This window comes from Streptomyces sp. NPDC046712, from assembly GCF_040645695.1.
Taxonomy (GTDB): domain Bacteria; phylum Actinomycetota; class Actinomycetes; order Streptomycetales; family Streptomycetaceae; genus Streptomyces.
The window spans coordinates 85466-99839 of the sequence record NZ_JBEYYW010000021.1 but is presented as its reverse complement, the minus strand read 5'-3'; the positions used below and the strand labels follow the sequence as shown (position 1 = coordinate 99839).

The following is a 14374-nucleotide window of genomic DNA, read 5'->3' as shown; positions in this document are numbered from 1 at the left end:
CGATGCAGGATCGAACGGAGAAGGCGGGGGCCACATCGCAGCCGCCCGGCAGGGAGGCCCCGGGGATGTACCGCTCACGAGCAGTACCGTGCGCGCTGGCCGTCGCCCTGCTGGCCGTGGCCGGTTGCTCGCTGCCGGAACCCTATGTCCCGCCCCGCAAGAACACCGCCGCGGGATACACGTTCTATGTGAGTCCCGACGGCAACGACGACAACGACGGGCTCGCCCCGGACCGGGCCTGGCGGACACTGCGCAAGGCCGACAAGGTCAGTTACAAGCCCGGCGACCGGCTGCGTCTGCGCGGTGGCGCGCGCCATCGGGGCACTCTCACCCTCGGCCCGAAGGAGGCGGGTGACGCGCGCAGGCCCGTCGTGATCGACTCGTACGGCGGCGGGCGTGCGACCATCGCGGCCGCCGGCACGGCGGGCATCTCCGTCTACAACACGGCGGGGGTCGAATTCCGCGACCTCGCCGTGGTCGGTGACGACCGCTCCTACGCCTGGAGCCCGGGAATCCGGTTCCTCAGCAACCTTCCGGACGACCGGAAGCTGCCGCATGTCGTGCTGACCGGCGTCGACGTCTCGCACTTCCGCAACGGCCTCGTTCTCGCCGGTGAGCGGGGCGGGACCGGCTTCCTCGATGTCCGGGTCAGTGAGTCCAGGTTCCACGGGAACAAGGACGCGGGTATCTCCACCGTGGGCCCCGAGTTCGACGCGGACGATCCGCAGTACGCGCACGAGCGGCTGTCCCTCACCCGTGTCCAGGCGTACGAGAACGCCGGCGACCCGGAGGTGAGCTGGCGCAACACCGGCAGCGGCATCATGCTGGGCAGCGTCCGGGACGCGAAGGTGCAGCGGTCGACGGCGCATCACAACGGGCTGAAGTCGTCGAGCCGGGCCGAGGAAGGGCCCGAGGGGATCTGGACCTTCGACTCCACCCGTGTGGTCATCGAGCACAACGTCTCCTACGCCAACCGATCGGGCTCCCACGTGGACGGCGGCGGCTTCGGCCTGGACAACAACGTCTCCTCGTCGGTCCTGCAGTACAACCTGGCCTACGGCAACGACGGACCGGGCTATCTCGTCTACACGCGCGACGCGAACGGCGCGCACCGCGACAACGTCGTCCGGTTCAACCTCAGCCACGACGACTCGCGCAAGCACCCGCTGTACGGCGGGATCGTCGCGTACGGCGGGCTCGTCAGCGACCTGGACATCTACCACAACACGGTGGTGATGAAGGCGTCGGACCGGGCCTCGCAGGACGCCCCCGCCCTGCGCCTCGAGAGGGGACTGACGCGGGCCAGGATCCGGAACAACATCTTCGTCACGGAGGGCGCGCCCCTCGTGTACTCGAACAAGGCCTTCAGGTCGGACGACGTGGTGCTGCAGGGCAACGACTACTTCAGCACGAGCAGGTGGAAGGTGTTCTGGGGCGACGAAAGCTACCCGACGCTCCAGGCCTGGCGGACCGCGGGCGGCCAGGAGCAGAACGCCTCAGGGCCGACCGGCACGGACGCCGATCCGTGCATGGAGAGCACGACGACCCCCGTCAGAAGTGTGAAGGGGGCCGCCATGATGGTGCCGGGTTGCTCGGAGGAACTCACGGATGCGGCGCTGACTCTCAAGGAGCTGGGCGTCGATCCCGGGGCCGTCGACTACTTCGGCGAGCGCCTCGCCCCGACGGCCGCCGCCGGGGCCGCTCAGCCCGGTCAGGACGAGTAGACCGCCGCCGTGGGGGCCGCCGCCTGCTGGTTCGGCAGAGCCGGGGGCGTCGGCCTCCCGAGCGCGCGCACGGTCCAGCCGGCGGAGCGCCAGAGTGCGGCGTCCAGGGCGTTGCGCGCGTCGAGGATCCTCGGGTGTGACGTCGACACCGCGAGCACCGCGGGGTCGATCCGGCGGAACTCGGACCACTCCGTGAGGTGCAGGACGAGGTCGGCGTCCTCGCACGCCTTCGCCACGTCGTGGACGTACTCGAGCTGCGGCAGCACGGACCGGGCGTTCTCGATCCCCTCCGGGTCGTACAGCCGCACCGCCGCGCCCTCCCGGTGGACGGCGGCGGCGACGGCGAGCGCCGGCGAGTCGCGCACGTCGTCGCTGTCCGGCTTGAACGTGGCGCCGAGGACGGCGATCCGCCGGCCGGCGAAGTCCCCACCGACCATGTCCCGGGCGATGTCGACCGTGCGGCGCCGCTGGCGCCCATTGATCTCGTCGACCTGCCGCAGGAACGCCACGGAATCGCCGACACCGAGGTCCCCTGCGCAGGCCATGAAGGCGCGGATGTCCTTGGGCAGACAGCCGCCGCCGAATCCGAGCCCCGCGGAGAGGAAGCGGCGGCCGATGCGGTTGTCGTGCCCGAGGGCGTCGGCGAGCGTGGTCACGTCCGCGCCGGCCGCGTCGCACACCTCGGCCATCGCGTTGATGAACGAGATCTTGGTGGCCAGGAAGGAGTTCGCCGCCACCTTCACCAGCTCCGCGGTCGCCGGATCGGTGCTGATGTACGGGACGCCTGCCCGCAGCATCGGTGCGTACACCGACCGCAGGACGGCGTCGGCCCGCGGGGACGAGACGCCCGCAACCAGCCGGTCGGGCCGCAGGGTGTCCTCGACGGCGAAACCCTCCCGCAGGAACTCGGGGTTCCAGGCGACCTCGACGTCGGCGCCCTCCGGGGCGAGCGCGGTGACCCGCTCCGCGACTCGGGCCGTCGTGCCGGCTGGCACGGTCGACTTACCCACGATCAGGCAGGGGCGGCGCAGATGGGGTGCGAGGCCGTCGACGACGGCGTCGAGGTGACGCAGGTCCGCGGCCTGCGAGTCGGGCCGCTGTGGGGTGCCCACACAGATGAAGTGGACCTCCCCGAAATCGGCGGCCTCCCTGAGAGAGGTGGTGAAGCGCAGCCGTCCGGAGCCGAGCGCCCGGGTGAGCGTCTCCTGGAGGCCGGGCTCGTAGAACGGGGTCGTGCCCGCGCCGAGCGCCGCGATCTTCCGGGCGTCGATGTCGACGCCCAGGACCTCGTGTCCGATGTCGGCCATGCACACGGCGTGCACGGCGCCCAGGTATCCCGTGCCGATGACGGTCAGCCGCATGTCGATTGCTCCTGTCTTGGTGTCAGTTCGGGTAGCCGGACGGGTTCATCTGCTGGAAGCGCCAGGCGTCCTCGACCATGGCCGTCAGGTTCCGGGTGGTGGTCCAGTCCCAGGCCAGGGCCACGGCCGTGGGGTCGGCGACCAGCTCGGCCACGTCGCCGGGGCGCCGGCCGGTGATCTCGTACGGGATCGGTGTCCCGGAGGCGCCCGAGAACGCCGAGACCAGTTCGAGCACGGAGGTGCCGCGCCCCGTACCGAGGTTGAAGACCCTCATGCCGGGCTCGTCGTCGAGGTGGTCCAGGGCGATGCGGTGGCCTTCGGCGACGTCCATCACATGGACGTAGTCACGGACACCGGTGCCGTCCGGGGTGGGGTAGTCGTCACCGAAGACCTGGAGCCGGTCGAGGCGGCCGTCGGCGACCTGGGCGATGTAGGGCATCACATTGTTCGGGACTCCGTTCGGCACTTCGCCGAGCAGCCCGGAAGGGTGCGCGCCGACCGGGTTGAAGTAGCGCAGGGCCAGCACGGACAGCTCGGGGACGTACTGGCAGACGTCCGCGAGGATCCGCTCGCACAACCACTTCGTGGTGGCGTACGGGTTGGTGGGGCGCGCCGGGTCCCGCTCGGTCAGGGGCACCTTGGTGGTGTCGCCGTAGATCGAGCAGGAGGAGGAGAACACCATTCGGTGCACCCCGTGTTCGCGCATCGCGCCCAGCAGCGCGGTGGTGCCTCCGACGTTGATGTCGTAGTACTCGACGGGCAGTTGCACCGATTCGCCGACGGCCTTCTTCGCGGCGAAGTGGACGACGGCGTCGAAGGAGTGGCGGTCGAACACCTCGGTGAGCGCCCGCCGGTCGCGCAGGTCGGCCCGGTAGACGGCGGCCGGGGGGCGGCCCGCGACCTTGGCGATGCGTTCCACGGCGCCCGGTGAGCTGTTGGAGTGGTCGTCGACGATCACGACCTCATGTCCGTGGTCGAGGAGTTCGACGGCGGTGTGGCTGCCGATGAAGCCGGCACCGCCGGTCACGAGAACGGTGGAGGGCATGGAGCACCTTTCCTGGGCGGTGGGAACCGGGAGGGGATGTCGCCGGTGTGTGGGGCGGGCCGGGTCACCAGTCCACGAATCCGGCCAGGTAGACCGGGTACAGGGCGACGGCCAAGGAGAGCGGGAGGAGCGAGACCGCCCCCGCGAGCAGCGGCGGCCAGGCGGTCACCAGGGCGCGGTGGACCCGGACGCCCGCTCCCCTGGCCGCTTCGACGATGTGGAGGAACGACACGGCGAACGTGACCAGGGTGTACGCCAGGGCGCCGAGGATGCAGAGGAAGACATAGCCCGCCGCGGGGCCGGTGAGCTCGCCGACGACCGCCGCCGACGAGAGCGTGCAGCTGATCAGGGCGTGCGGGAGGAGCAGGCGCAGCGGCAGCGGTTCGAGGCCGTTGCGGGACTTGGGGGTGACCTTGAAGGTGACCGGGCGGGGTCGTAGCCGTTGCACGAGCGCCGCCGTGATGCCCCAGACGGCGAAGGGCCAGCGGGCCAGTCCGAAGAGCCAGTTCTCCCAGCTGAGGGCGGGGGCGTTGTGCGGGCGCAACAGACCGCGGCGGCGGGCGAGCAGCATGAGGAGGATCAGCCAGACCGACGTCCCCCAGAAGCATGCGAGGAAGGCGAAGTAGTTGACGTCGATCCAGGAGTCTCCTGTGACGGCCGCGATGGGCGGGAGGGCCGTGCCGATGACGGTCGTCGTCGCGAGGAGGGGGTAGTACGTGGCGATGACCCCGAACCGCAGGTGGAGCCGGAGGCGCATCCGGCCCAGGTGCTTGGGGAGCATGCCGAAGAGCAGGACGACGAGACTGCGCGACCACTGGAACTCCTGGGTGGCCATCGCCGCGAAGGTGAGCGGTCCTTCTCCGTGGGCCTCGGCGTCGATCGCGAACGCCCCTTGCCAGCCTGCCGAGGTGAGCAGGAAGGTCGTGGAGAAGTCCTCGGCGAGTTCGGGTCCGAGGCCGCCGATGTCACGCAGGGCCTGGGTGCGTACGGCGTAGTGGGAGCCGATGCACAGCGGGGCATACCCGTCGGAGTGACCGAGCTGGAACGGACCGTGGAAGCTCGCCTCGCGGTAGAGCCGGCCGCGGGCCGACCAGGAGGTGCCGGCGTTGGAGTCGCAGATGCTGGGTGCGGCGACATAGCCGACGGCCGGGTCGGCGAAGGGCCGTACGATCTCGGTCAGATAGTCCGGGCGGGGGACGTGGTCGCAGTCGAGCTGGGCGACGACGTCGTAGTGCTCGTATCCCCAATGGTCGTAGAAGTAGGCGAGGTTGCCCTCCTTGCACCGGGTCCGGCGGGGCCAGGTGGCGCGATGGTACGCGGCCACCCCGCGCCGGCAGGACAGCCGGACGCCGTGCTCCCGACACCAGGCGGCGATCTCCTCGGTGGGGTCCTCGTCGCAGAGCCAGACGTCGTACGGATACGGGAACCTCTGGTCCAGCATGGCGCACAGCGTCGTCCGGGCCACGTCCCAGTGCTCCGACGGGGCGCGCGTGACGACGAAGGCGGTCCGCAGGTCGGGGACGGCGACCGTCGGGTTGAAGCGGCGCATCCGCAAGAAGGCGAGGGCGAAGTGGAAGGGCAGGACGGTCAGATAGAGCAGCAGGGCGCTGTTGACCACGAGGCCCACCCAGCCGACGCGGTGCTCGGGCCGCAGCCACCAGACCCAGAACCAGACGATGCCGGCCAGCCAGCCGGCGCTGAGCAACGCCACCCTGAACCGGTCGGCCCGGGAGAACTGGCAGACGAAGCTGTCGGCTCGTGTCGGGACCGTGCGGGGAGGGGCGCCGAACACGGGCCCGTCGGCGGAGATCCGCACCACGTTCCCGGCGGAGATCGCGTGGATCTCGCCGGGAAGCGTCCCGGACGACGGGCGGGTGATCGTGTCGCTCTTGGGGGCAGGGCCTGGCGCGGCCTGCGTCATGGGTGTGCTCCAGGGAGGAGGTCGCCGGGGGGGACTGTCGGGCGGGGCGGGGCTCAGGGAACGGGGACCGTGTCCTGCTGTCCGCCGCGGATCGCCGCGGCCCCCACAGCGATGTCCTCGGGCCGGCTCAGGAACCAGTCGACGGTCCTGCGCAGCCCTTGCTCGACCGTCACCTCCGGGTCCCAGCCGAGCTGTTCCTGGGCCCGGGTGATCACCGGTCGCCGGCGGGTCGGGTCGTCCGTGGGAAGCGGGTGGTACTGAACGTCCGACATCGACCCGGTGAGTTCGAGTACGAGCTCCGCGAGTTCGAGGACCGTGCGCTCCTCGGGATTTCCCAGGTTCACGGGCCCGGTGGCGGACGAGTCGAGCATGGCGACAATTCCGCGGATCAGGTCGTCGACATAGCAGAAGCTGCGTGTCTGCTTTCCGTCTCCGTAAATGGTGAGCGGTTCGCCGGCGAGTGCCTGGGTGATGAAACTGGATACGACGCGGCCGTCGTGCGGGCGCATACGGGGACCGTAGGTGTTGAAGATGCGCACGATCCCCACGTCGACGCCGTGGCTGCGGTGATAGGCCATCGTGACGGCTTCCGCGTAGCGCTTGGCCTCGTCGTAGACGCTGCGGGGGCCGACGGGGTTGACGTTCCCCCAGTAGTCCTCGTCCTGCGGGTGGATCACCGGGTCGCCGTAGACCTCGCTGGTCGAGGCGAGCAGGAAGCGCGCGCCGTTGCGCTGCGCCACGCGCAGCATGTTCTCGGTACCGCGGCTGCCCACCGCGAGGGTCTGCAGCGGTTGGCGCAGGTAGTCGGGCGGTGAGGCGGGGCTGGCGAGATGGGCGACCGCGTCGATCGGTCCGGGCACATGGACGGCTTCGCTCACGTCGGCGAGAATGAATTCGAACGCCGGGAACTCATGCAGATGTGCGATGTTCTCGGGCTTTCCCGTGGCGAAGTTGTCGAGGCAGACAACGGCGTCCCCACGCCGCAGCAACGCCTCGCACAGATGCGAACCCAGGAATCCCCCACCGCCGGTCACGGCAACGCGCATGCTTTTCTCCAGGAGGAGGTGAAGACGGAAAGCGGCTCTTGGAAACCGCGAGAAAAGCATATGGGTGGATAGAAGGAAGACCCGGATGTACTGCCGGGAAATGCGCTGTTCGGTCGCCACGCGAAAGGAGCCTCCGCCGAACCTCCCCACGCGGCCGGACCCAGCCCCGCCGCAGGTCACACCGCGACCGACACCTCGGGCATGCGCACCTGGCCTTCACTCGCGCGTGTGAACGACCGCCGCGCGCGTCGGCGCGGACGGGGCTCCGGGCGAGCGGCCCTCTGGGCGGGCGTGGAACGCGCGCCGGGCATGGAACGCGCGGCCAGGCGTGGAACGCGCGGCAGGGCATGGAACGCGCGCCGGGCTCCCCATGCGGGGCAGTCCCGGCGCGCGGGGTCACAGCTGCCTGTCCCGGCCCTCCCAGTACGGCTCGCGCAGCCGCCGCTTGTAGAGCTTGCCGTTGGGGTCGCGGGGCATGGCGGCGATGAAGTCGACAGACTTGGGGCGCTTGTAGCCGGCGAGGCGCTCCTCGCAGTGCGCCAGGATGTCCGCGGCGAGCGCCTCGCCCGGCTCATGGCCCTCGGCCGCTTCGACGACCGCCTTGACCTCCTCGCCCCAGTCGGCGTGCGGGATGCCGAAGGCCGCGGCGTCGGCGACCGCGGGGTGGGTGAGGAGCGCCGACTCGATCTCGGCGGGATAGATGTTGACCCCGCCCGAGATGATCATGTCGATCTTGCGGTCGCGGAGGAAGAGGTAGCCGTCCTCGTCGAGCACGCCCAGGTCGCCGACGGTGAAGAAATCGCCGATGCGGTTCTTCGCGGTCTTCGCCTCGTCCTTGTGGTACGAGAATCCGCCCGTGGTCATCTTCATGTAGACGGTGCCGAGTTCACCGGGCGCCAGGCGGTTGCCGTCGTCGTCGAAGACGGCGAGTTCACTGATGGGCCAGGCCTTGCCGACCGTGCCCGGCTTCTTCAGCCAGTCCTCGGCGGTGGCGAAGGCCCCGCCGCCCTCGCTCGCCGCGTAGTACTCCTCCACACAACTCCCCCACCAGTCGATCATCGCCCGCTTGACGTGGTCCGGGCAGGGGGCGGCGCCGTGGATGGCATGGCGCATCGACGAGACGTCGTACCGGCTCCGTACCTCCTCGGGAAGCGCGAGCAGCCGGTGGAACTGGGTCGGGACCATGTGGGTGTGGGTGCACGCGTGGGTGTCGATGAGGCGCAGCATCTGCTCGGGGGTCCACTTGTCCATGAGGACGAGCGGATGGCCGATGTGCAGGGCGGCGCCCGCGAATTGGAGCACGGCCGTGTGGTAGAGCGGCGAGCAGACGAGGTGGACGTTGCCGTCGAAGGGCCGGATCCCGAAGATGCCGAGGAAGCCGCCGAGGTACGTCTCCTCGGGGAGCTTGCCGGGCAGGGGGCGGCGGATGCCGCGTGGCCGGCCCGTGGTGCCGGAGGTGTAGTTCATGACCCAGCCGAGGGTGCGGCCCTCGGGCGGGGACTCCGGGAAGCCGTCGAGGAGTTCGGCGTAGGGGCGGAAACCTTCCACGGTGCCCACGGCGTAGCGGTGGGTCTCCTGCAGCCCGGCCTCGTCGGCGGCGGCCGTAGCCGCGGCCCCGAACCGCTCGTGGGCGATGAGGACCTTGGCGCCGGAGTCGGCGACGATCCAGGCGATCTCGGGACCGACGAGGTGATGGTTCACGGGGACGAGGTAGAGGCCCGCCTGGGAGGCGGCGAGGTACGCGGTGAGGAACTCCACCCCGTTGGGCAGGACGACGGCGAAGGCGTCGCCGCGCTCCAGGCCGGCCGCGCGCAGTCCGTGGACGAGACGGTTGACGTCGGCGTGGAGCCGGCCGGCGGTCCACCCCTCGCCGTCGGGCGCGATGAGGACCGTACGGGACGGGTCTGCGGCGGCCTGGGACCAGAAACCGTTGGGCTGCTCGCTCACACCTGGCTCCTTCCGGCGATGCGGTTCAGACGGTCCATGGCGCGTTCGAAACCGCGCGTGAGTTCGTCGAAGACCTGCTGCACGCTGCGCTCGGAGTTCATCCGGCCGACGATCTGCCCGACGGGCGTGCCGAGCAGCGGCTCGACCTCGTACTTCTGGATACGGGAGACGGCCTCGGCGACCAGCAGTCCCTGAAGGGGCATGGGCAGGGTGCCGGGGCCGGCCGGGTCGTCCCAGGCGTCGGTCCACTCGGTGCGCAGTTGCCGGGCGGGCTTGCCGGTCAGCGCGCGGGAGCGGACGGTGTCGCCGGAGCCGGCGGCGAGGAGTTTGGCGGTCAGGGCGCGCGAGTGGAGTTCGGCCTCGGTCGTGGTGAGCCAGAGGGAGCCGAGCCACACGCCCTGGGCGCCGAGCGCGAGCCCGGCGGCGATCTGTTCGCCGCTGCCGATGCCGCCTGCGGCGAGGACGGGCAGCGGGGAGACGGCGTCGACGACCTCGGGGGTCAGGACCATGGAGGCGATCTCGCCGGTGTGGCCGCCGGCCTCGTAGCCCTGGGCGACGACGATGTCGATGCCGGCCTCGGCGTGGTGGCGGGCGTGCCGGGCGCTGCCGGCGAGCGCGGCGACGAGGACGTCGTGGTCGTGGGCGCGCTGGACGACGTCGGCGGGCGGGGAGCCGAGGGCGTTGGCGAGGAGCTTGATGGGGTAGTCGAAGGCGACGTCGAGCTGGTTGCGGGCGACCTGCTCCATCCAGCCGGTGATGCGCCAGCCGGAGGCCTCTCCCTCGGCGAGTTCGGGGACACCATGCTTGGCGAGGGTCGCGCGGACGAACTCCCGGTGGCCTTCGGGGATCATCGCCTCGACGTCGGCCTCGCTCACCCCTTCGACCTTCTTGGCGGGCATGACGACGTCGAGTCCGTAGGGCAGTCCGTCGGTGTGGTCCTGCATCCAGTCGAGGTCACGGGCGAGATCGTCGGGGGCGGTGTAGCGCACCGCGCCGAGCACGCCGAATCCGCCGGCTCTGGTGATGGCGGCGGCCACCGCGGGGAAGGGCGTGAAGCCGAAGATGGCGTGCTCGATCCCCAGTATTTGGCTCAGCTCCGTCTTCATGGGCGGCAGGATGCCGCAGCGGGTCGGCCGAGGGAAGAGATTTTCTGATGCAGTGTCAGATTCTTTGCCCTGTCGCCCGCTTCCTTGACCCACCCCCGCCCCGGTAAGAAAGTTTCAGTCGTGCGCGTGTGACCGAAGGATTCTTTCAGAGGCGTGGGAGAGGGTAGGGATGACGGAGGAATCGGCAGGGAGAGCGGTGGGCCGGGGATTCGGTCGCCGCGCGTTCGGCGGCCGGCTTCTCGCCCTGGGAGGTGCGTTGATGGTCGGCTCGATTCCGGGGGCCGCCGCGGCCTCCGCGCCCGAAGGCGGGCGGACGACTCTGCGGCACGGGTCCGCCGAGCGGGCCGGGCTGCTGCCCGGGCATCTCGACCGGCTGGTCGCCGATACCGAGGCCTTCCTCGCCCCCTCCCCGAAGCATCCCTGGTACGCGGGCGCGGTGCTGCTCGCCGGGCGGGGCGGAACGGTCGCGCTGCACCGTCCGATCGGGATGGCGGTGCGGTACGCCGGATACGACGAGAAGACGGACACCGGCATCGAGCTGTCGCCGGACCGGCAGATCCCGATGGCCGAGGACACGGTCTTCGACCTGGCGTCCGTCTCGAAGCTCTTCACGTCGATCCTGGCGGTCCAGCAGATCGAGCGCGGGGCCCTGGAGCTGGAGGCCAAGGTCACGGCGTATCTGCCGGAGCTCGGGGGCGGCGGGAAGCAGGACATCACGGTCCGTCAGCTGCTCACCCACACCTCCGGGTTCCGCTCCTGGATCCCGCTGTACAAGGAGCCGACGCGGGAGGGGAAGCTGCGGCTGCTGTGGAACGAGGCCCCGGCGAACGCGCCCGGGACCCGCTATCTGTACTCCGATCTGAATCTGATCTCGCTTCAGCTGATCCTGGAGCAGATCACCGGTGACCCTCTGGATGCACTGCTCCGGAGCGAGATCACCGCTCCACTCGGGATGCACCGCACGCGTTTCAATCCCCCGCTCTCCTGGAAACCGAAGATCGCGGCGACGGAGGACGCCCGGCTCCCCTGGTCCGGTCTCGACCGGGGCATGGTGTGGGGCGAGGTCCACGACGAGAACGCGTACAGCCTCGGCGGTGTGGCCGGCCACGCCGGGGTCTTCTCCTGCGCCTGGGACCTCGCGGTGCTCGCCCGGACGCTGCTCAACGGCGGGGCGTACGGCGGCGCCCGGATCCTCTCCCCCGAGTCCGTGGACCTGATGTTCACCGACTTCAACACGGCCTTTCCCGGCGACGAGCACGGCCTCGGCTTCGAGCTCTACCAGCACTGGTACATGGGCGCGATGGCCACCCCGCGCTCGGCGGGCCACACCGGCTTCACCGGCACGAGTCTGGTCCTGGACCCGACCACCGACGCGTTCCTCGTCGTCCTCGGCAACTCCGTCCACCCCGTCCGCACCTGGCGCTCCGGCTCCGCCCCCCGGGTCGCCGCGGCGAACAACCTGGCCCGCGCCGTCCCCGTCCGCCCGGCTCGCGGCCGGACCTCCTGGTTCTCGGGCATGGCGAGCGCGGCCACGGCCACCCTCACCCTGCCCCCGCTCGACGGGGCCCGTCGGCTGGAGTGCGCCCTGTGGTGGGACACCGAGCCGGGCGCGGACGCGGCGGTCCTGGAGTCCTCGGCGGACGGGGGCGGGACCTGGACGCCGGTCCCGTTCACCACCGCTCGACGGGGCTGGGAGCCGCTGGAGCACCCGGGCGGCTCGGTGAGCGGCTGGTCGGGGCGGGTATGGCACAGGCTTGCGGCGGACCTGTCGGGGCGCGAACTCGAATCCGTACGACTGCGCTGGCGGTACACGACCGACCAGCGGTACGTCGGACGGGGCGTGTACGTGGACGCGCTGCGGGTTCTCGACGGGACGGGGCGACCTGTGTTCGACGAGGCCCGGCCGGTGGACGGGGCGAGGATCGAGGCGGTGGGCTGGACAAGATCGGAGGACTGACCCGTCGGCCTGGCGGACCGTCAGGTTCCAGATGCGAACTGGTGATCGACTGAGGTAGCGTCGCCGCATCCACCGCGACCATGCCGGCCGCCCCCGTGGTGGCGGGGACCGAGCCGGTCGACGACACGAACCTCACTCCACCCGGGCAGTTCAACATCCACGTCGGCGCACGGCCGGACTTCCCCAACCAGCCGGCCGGGGTCGAGGACCGCTTCCGCGGCACCCTCGACGACGTCCGCCTCTGCACGACCGCACTGACCACGGACGAGGCCGTCGCCGTCAAGAACGGCGCCCTGGACGTCGCGACGGACAAGGAGAAGCTCCGGCTCGGATTCAGCACCATCTGGTAGCGGCCGAAAGGCCGTAGGGGCGGACTGAGCACGGACCCCCTCAGTCCGCCTCCACCTCGGACAGGAAGCCCGCCACGACCTGGCGGTAGTGCTCAGGTTCCTCGATCGAGGGGAGATGGGCGCTCTTCTCGAAGAGCACCCACTCCGCGCCGGGGATGCCCTCGACGATCGGGCGCACCACGGCTGGTGTGGTGACGTCGTACCGGCCGGAGGTCACCAGCACCGGCACGTCCAGTTCGCCGAGTCGGTCGGTGACGTCCCAGTCCTTCAGGTTGCCGGTGATGTTCCACTCCGAGCCCCACATGGTCGCGTAGACGTCCTCGCGCACCTGGGCCAGGGAGCGCACGAGGTGGTGGGGCCACGGGTCGGTACGGCACAGGAACCGGCGGTAGTAGGCCATGGTGGCCCCGACGTACTCCTCGTCGTCGACGGTGCCCGCCGCCTCGTGCCGGTCGAGGGTCTCCTGTACCTCTGCCGGCAACGTGGCCTTCAGCCGCCGTGCCTCCTCCTGGTAGAGCGGCGCGCTGGAGAGCGGCCCGGCCAGCACCAGTGAAGCCACTCCGGTCGGCTTGCCGAGCATGTACTCGAGGGCCACCTGGGTGCCGAAGGAGTGCCCGTACAGGTGGACGGGGTCGAGTCCGAGCGTCTCGCGGACGGCGGCGATCTCGTCGACGAAGGTGTCCATCACCCACAGGGCCGGGGCGTCCTGGTGCGCGGACCTGCCGCAGCCGAACTGGTCGTAGAAGACGACGGTGCGCCCACCGCCCTCGGCCAGGAGCGCGAGGTCCTGCAGGTAGTCGTGCGGGCAGCCCGGCCCTCCGTTCACCACGAGCAGCGGCGGCTTCCCTCCCCGGCCGGGCGATCCGCCCACGGCCTGGTACCAGGTGTGGAATCCGCGGAACGGCACAGTGCCTTCGGTGACGGCCATGGCTCGACTCCCGACGAGAGCAGCGTCCCCTTCCATCATGGGCGGGACGCCCGAACCTCCGCCAGGGCGGCCGGCCGCGCTCAGATGCCGGGCTCCGCCGCCGCCCGCAGGGCCGCGAGGACCGGGCTGATCAGGGGGTGCTCCTCGGCACCCCGGCGCACCGCCGCGAACACGCGGCGCGTCGGGGCTACGCCGTCGACCGGACGTATCACCACCGCGTCGAGTGCCATGCCGCGCAGCGCGGAGCGCGGGACAAGGGCGACGCCCGCCCCCGCGGAGGCGAGGGCGACCACGGCCCGGAAGTCGTCGGAGGAGTGTTCGAGGCGCGGCGCGAATCCCGCGTACTCGCAGGCCAGGACCGTCACGTCATGGCAGGGATTGCCCGCGGACTGCCCGATCCAGGCGTCTTTGGCCAGGTCGGCGAGGGCGACCCGGTCGCCGTCAGCCAGCGGATGTCCTGGGGGCAGGACGGCGTCGAAGGGTTCCGCGTAGAGCGGTACGCGGGTGAGCCGGGCGTCGTCCTCGCCGGGCGCGCCGCGGTACTCCACCGCCACGGCCACGTCGACCTGCCGGTCCAGGACCATGAGCAGGCTCTCGTCGCCCTCCGCGTCCCGCACGCGCACCCGGATGCCGGGCGAGGTCCGGGCCAGGCCGGTGATCGCCGGGGCGACGACCAGGCCGATGCCGGTGGCGAAGGCTGCCACCGTGACCGTGCCGGCCTCGCCGGAGCCGTAGGCGGCGAGCTCCGACTCGGCGCGCTCCAGCTGGGCGAGCACGGCGTTGGCGTGGCTGAGCAGGATCTCGCCGGCCGGTGTGAGCCGGGCACCGCGGGCGCTGCGCTCGACCAGCCGGTGGCCGGTCTCCTGCTCCAGCGCGGCGAGCTGCTGGGAGACCGCGGAGGGGGTGAGGTAGAGCGCGGCGGCAGCGGCCGTGACCGTGCGGTGGTCGGCCACCGCACGGAGGATGTGCAGCCGCCGCGCTTCGATCAT

Annotated in this window: 11 protein-coding genes; 3 read left to right on the top strand and 8 right to left on the bottom strand. The window is 71.0% G+C overall.

The annotated features are described in order from the left end of the window. Window positions 1-65: 65 nt before the first annotated feature. Window positions 66-1724 carry a right-handed parallel beta-helix repeat-containing protein gene (locus tag ABZ939_RS25770; RefSeq protein WP_361859606.1) on the top strand — a complete coding sequence of 553 codons (1659 nt, stop codon included), beginning with the start codon at window positions 66-68 and terminating at the stop codon, window positions 1722-1724. Here ABZ939_RS25770 and ABZ939_RS25765 read toward each other — a convergent pair. From ABZ939_RS25765 to ABZ939_RS25740, 6 genes are all read right to left on the bottom strand, one after another. Further along, complete coding sequence (locus ABZ939_RS25765) at window positions 1712-3085, bottom strand: UDP-glucose/GDP-mannose dehydrogenase family protein (protein ID WP_361859604.1); 1374 nt, start codon at window positions 3083-3085, stop codon at window positions 1712-1714. The two genes, ABZ939_RS25770 and ABZ939_RS25765, sit on opposite strands and share 13 nt — an antisense overlap. A gap of 22 nt (window positions 3086-3107) precedes the next feature. Continuing rightward, a complete protein-coding gene (galE, locus tag ABZ939_RS25760) occupies window positions 3108-4130 on the bottom strand; it encodes a UDP-glucose 4-epimerase GalE (RefSeq protein WP_361859601.1) in 1023 nt (340 codons plus the stop codon). A gap of 64 nt (window positions 4131-4194) precedes the next feature. After that, a complete protein-coding gene (locus tag ABZ939_RS25755; RefSeq protein WP_361859599.1) occupies window positions 4195-6051 on the bottom strand; it encodes a glycosyltransferase family 2 protein in 1857 nt (618 codons plus the stop codon). Window positions 6052-6104: 53 nt separating this feature from the next. Next, window positions 6105-7097: a UDP-glucuronic acid decarboxylase family protein gene (locus tag ABZ939_RS25750; protein WP_361859694.1), complete on the bottom strand. Its 993-nt coding sequence runs from the start codon at window positions 7095-7097 to the stop codon at window positions 6105-6107. 396 nt (window positions 7098-7493) lie between these two features. Continuing rightward, window positions 7494-9044, bottom strand: a complete 1551-nt coding sequence (locus ABZ939_RS25745; RefSeq protein WP_361859597.1) for an acyl-CoA synthetase — start codon at window positions 9042-9044, stop codon at window positions 7494-7496. Continuing rightward, a complete protein-coding gene (locus ABZ939_RS25740; RefSeq protein ID WP_361859594.1) occupies window positions 9041-10150 on the bottom strand; it encodes a nitronate monooxygenase family protein in 1110 nt (369 codons plus the stop codon). Before ABZ939_RS25740 ends, ABZ939_RS25745 begins: the two co-directional genes overlap by 4 nt. A 169-nt stretch (window positions 10151-10319) precedes the next feature. Here ABZ939_RS25740 and ABZ939_RS25735 point away from each other — a divergent pair, with 169 nt between their 5' ends. Together ABZ939_RS25735 and ABZ939_RS25730 are read left to right on the top strand one after the other, a co-directional pair. After that, window positions 10320-12107, top strand: a complete 1788-nt coding sequence (locus ABZ939_RS25735) for a serine hydrolase (RefSeq protein ID WP_361859591.1) — start codon at window positions 10320-10322, stop codon at window positions 12105-12107. 80 nt (window positions 12108-12187) lie between these two features. Continuing rightward, the gene (locus ABZ939_RS25730) at window positions 12188-12457 is read left to right on the top strand and encodes a hypothetical protein (RefSeq protein WP_361859588.1); all 270 of its coding nucleotides are present in this window, start codon (window positions 12188-12190) and stop codon (window positions 12455-12457) included. A 40-nt stretch (window positions 12458-12497) separates the two neighbouring features. Here ABZ939_RS25730 and ABZ939_RS25725 read toward each other — a convergent pair whose 3' ends face one another. Both ABZ939_RS25725 and ABZ939_RS25720 read right to left on the bottom strand, forming a co-directional pair. Next, entirely contained in the window at window positions 12498-13385 is an 888-nt protein-coding gene (locus ABZ939_RS25725; protein ID WP_361859585.1) for a proline iminopeptidase-family hydrolase, read from the bottom strand. 80 nt (window positions 13386-13465) lie between these two features. Then, window positions 13466-14374, bottom strand: a complete 909-nt coding sequence (locus tag ABZ939_RS25720) for a LysR family transcriptional regulator (RefSeq protein WP_361859582.1) — start codon at window positions 14372-14374, stop codon at window positions 13466-13468.

Bases quoted from the DNA above. Each gene is read 5' to 3' on its own strand.
- ABZ939_RS25770 (WP_361859606.1), top strand. From the start codon at position 66: ATGTACCGCTCACGAGCAGTACCGTGCGCGCTGGCCGTCGCCCTGCTG.
- ABZ939_RS25765 (WP_361859604.1), bottom strand. From the start codon at position 3,085: ATGCGGCTGACCGTCATCGGCACGGGATACCTGGGCGCCGTGCACGCC.
- galE (WP_361859601.1), bottom strand. From the start codon at position 4,130: ATGCCCTCCACCGTTCTCGTGACCGGCGGTGCCGGCTTCATCGGCAGC.
- ABZ939_RS25755 (WP_361859599.1), bottom strand. From the start codon at position 6,051: ATGACGCAGGCCGCGCCAGGCCCTGCCCCCAAGAGCGACACGATCACC.
- ABZ939_RS25750 (WP_361859694.1), bottom strand. From the start codon at position 7,097: ATGCGCGTTGCCGTGACCGGCGGTGGGGGATTCCTGGGTTCGCATCTG.
- ABZ939_RS25740 (WP_361859594.1), bottom strand. From the start codon at position 10,150: ATGAAGACGGAGCTGAGCCAAATACTGGGGATCGAGCACGCCATCTTC.
- ABZ939_RS25735 (WP_361859591.1), top strand. From the start codon at position 10,320: ATGACGGAGGAATCGGCAGGGAGAGCGGTGGGCCGGGGATTCGGTCGC.
- ABZ939_RS25730 (WP_361859588.1), top strand. From the start codon at position 12,188: ATGCCGGCCGCCCCCGTGGTGGCGGGGACCGAGCCGGTCGACGACACG.
- ABZ939_RS25725 (WP_361859585.1), bottom strand. From the start codon at position 13,385: ATGGCCGTCACCGAAGGCACTGTGCCGTTCCGCGGATTCCACACCTGG.
- ABZ939_RS25720 (WP_361859582.1), bottom strand. From the start codon at position 14,374: ATGATCGAAGCGCGGCGGCTGCACATCCTCCGTGCGGTGGCCGACCAC.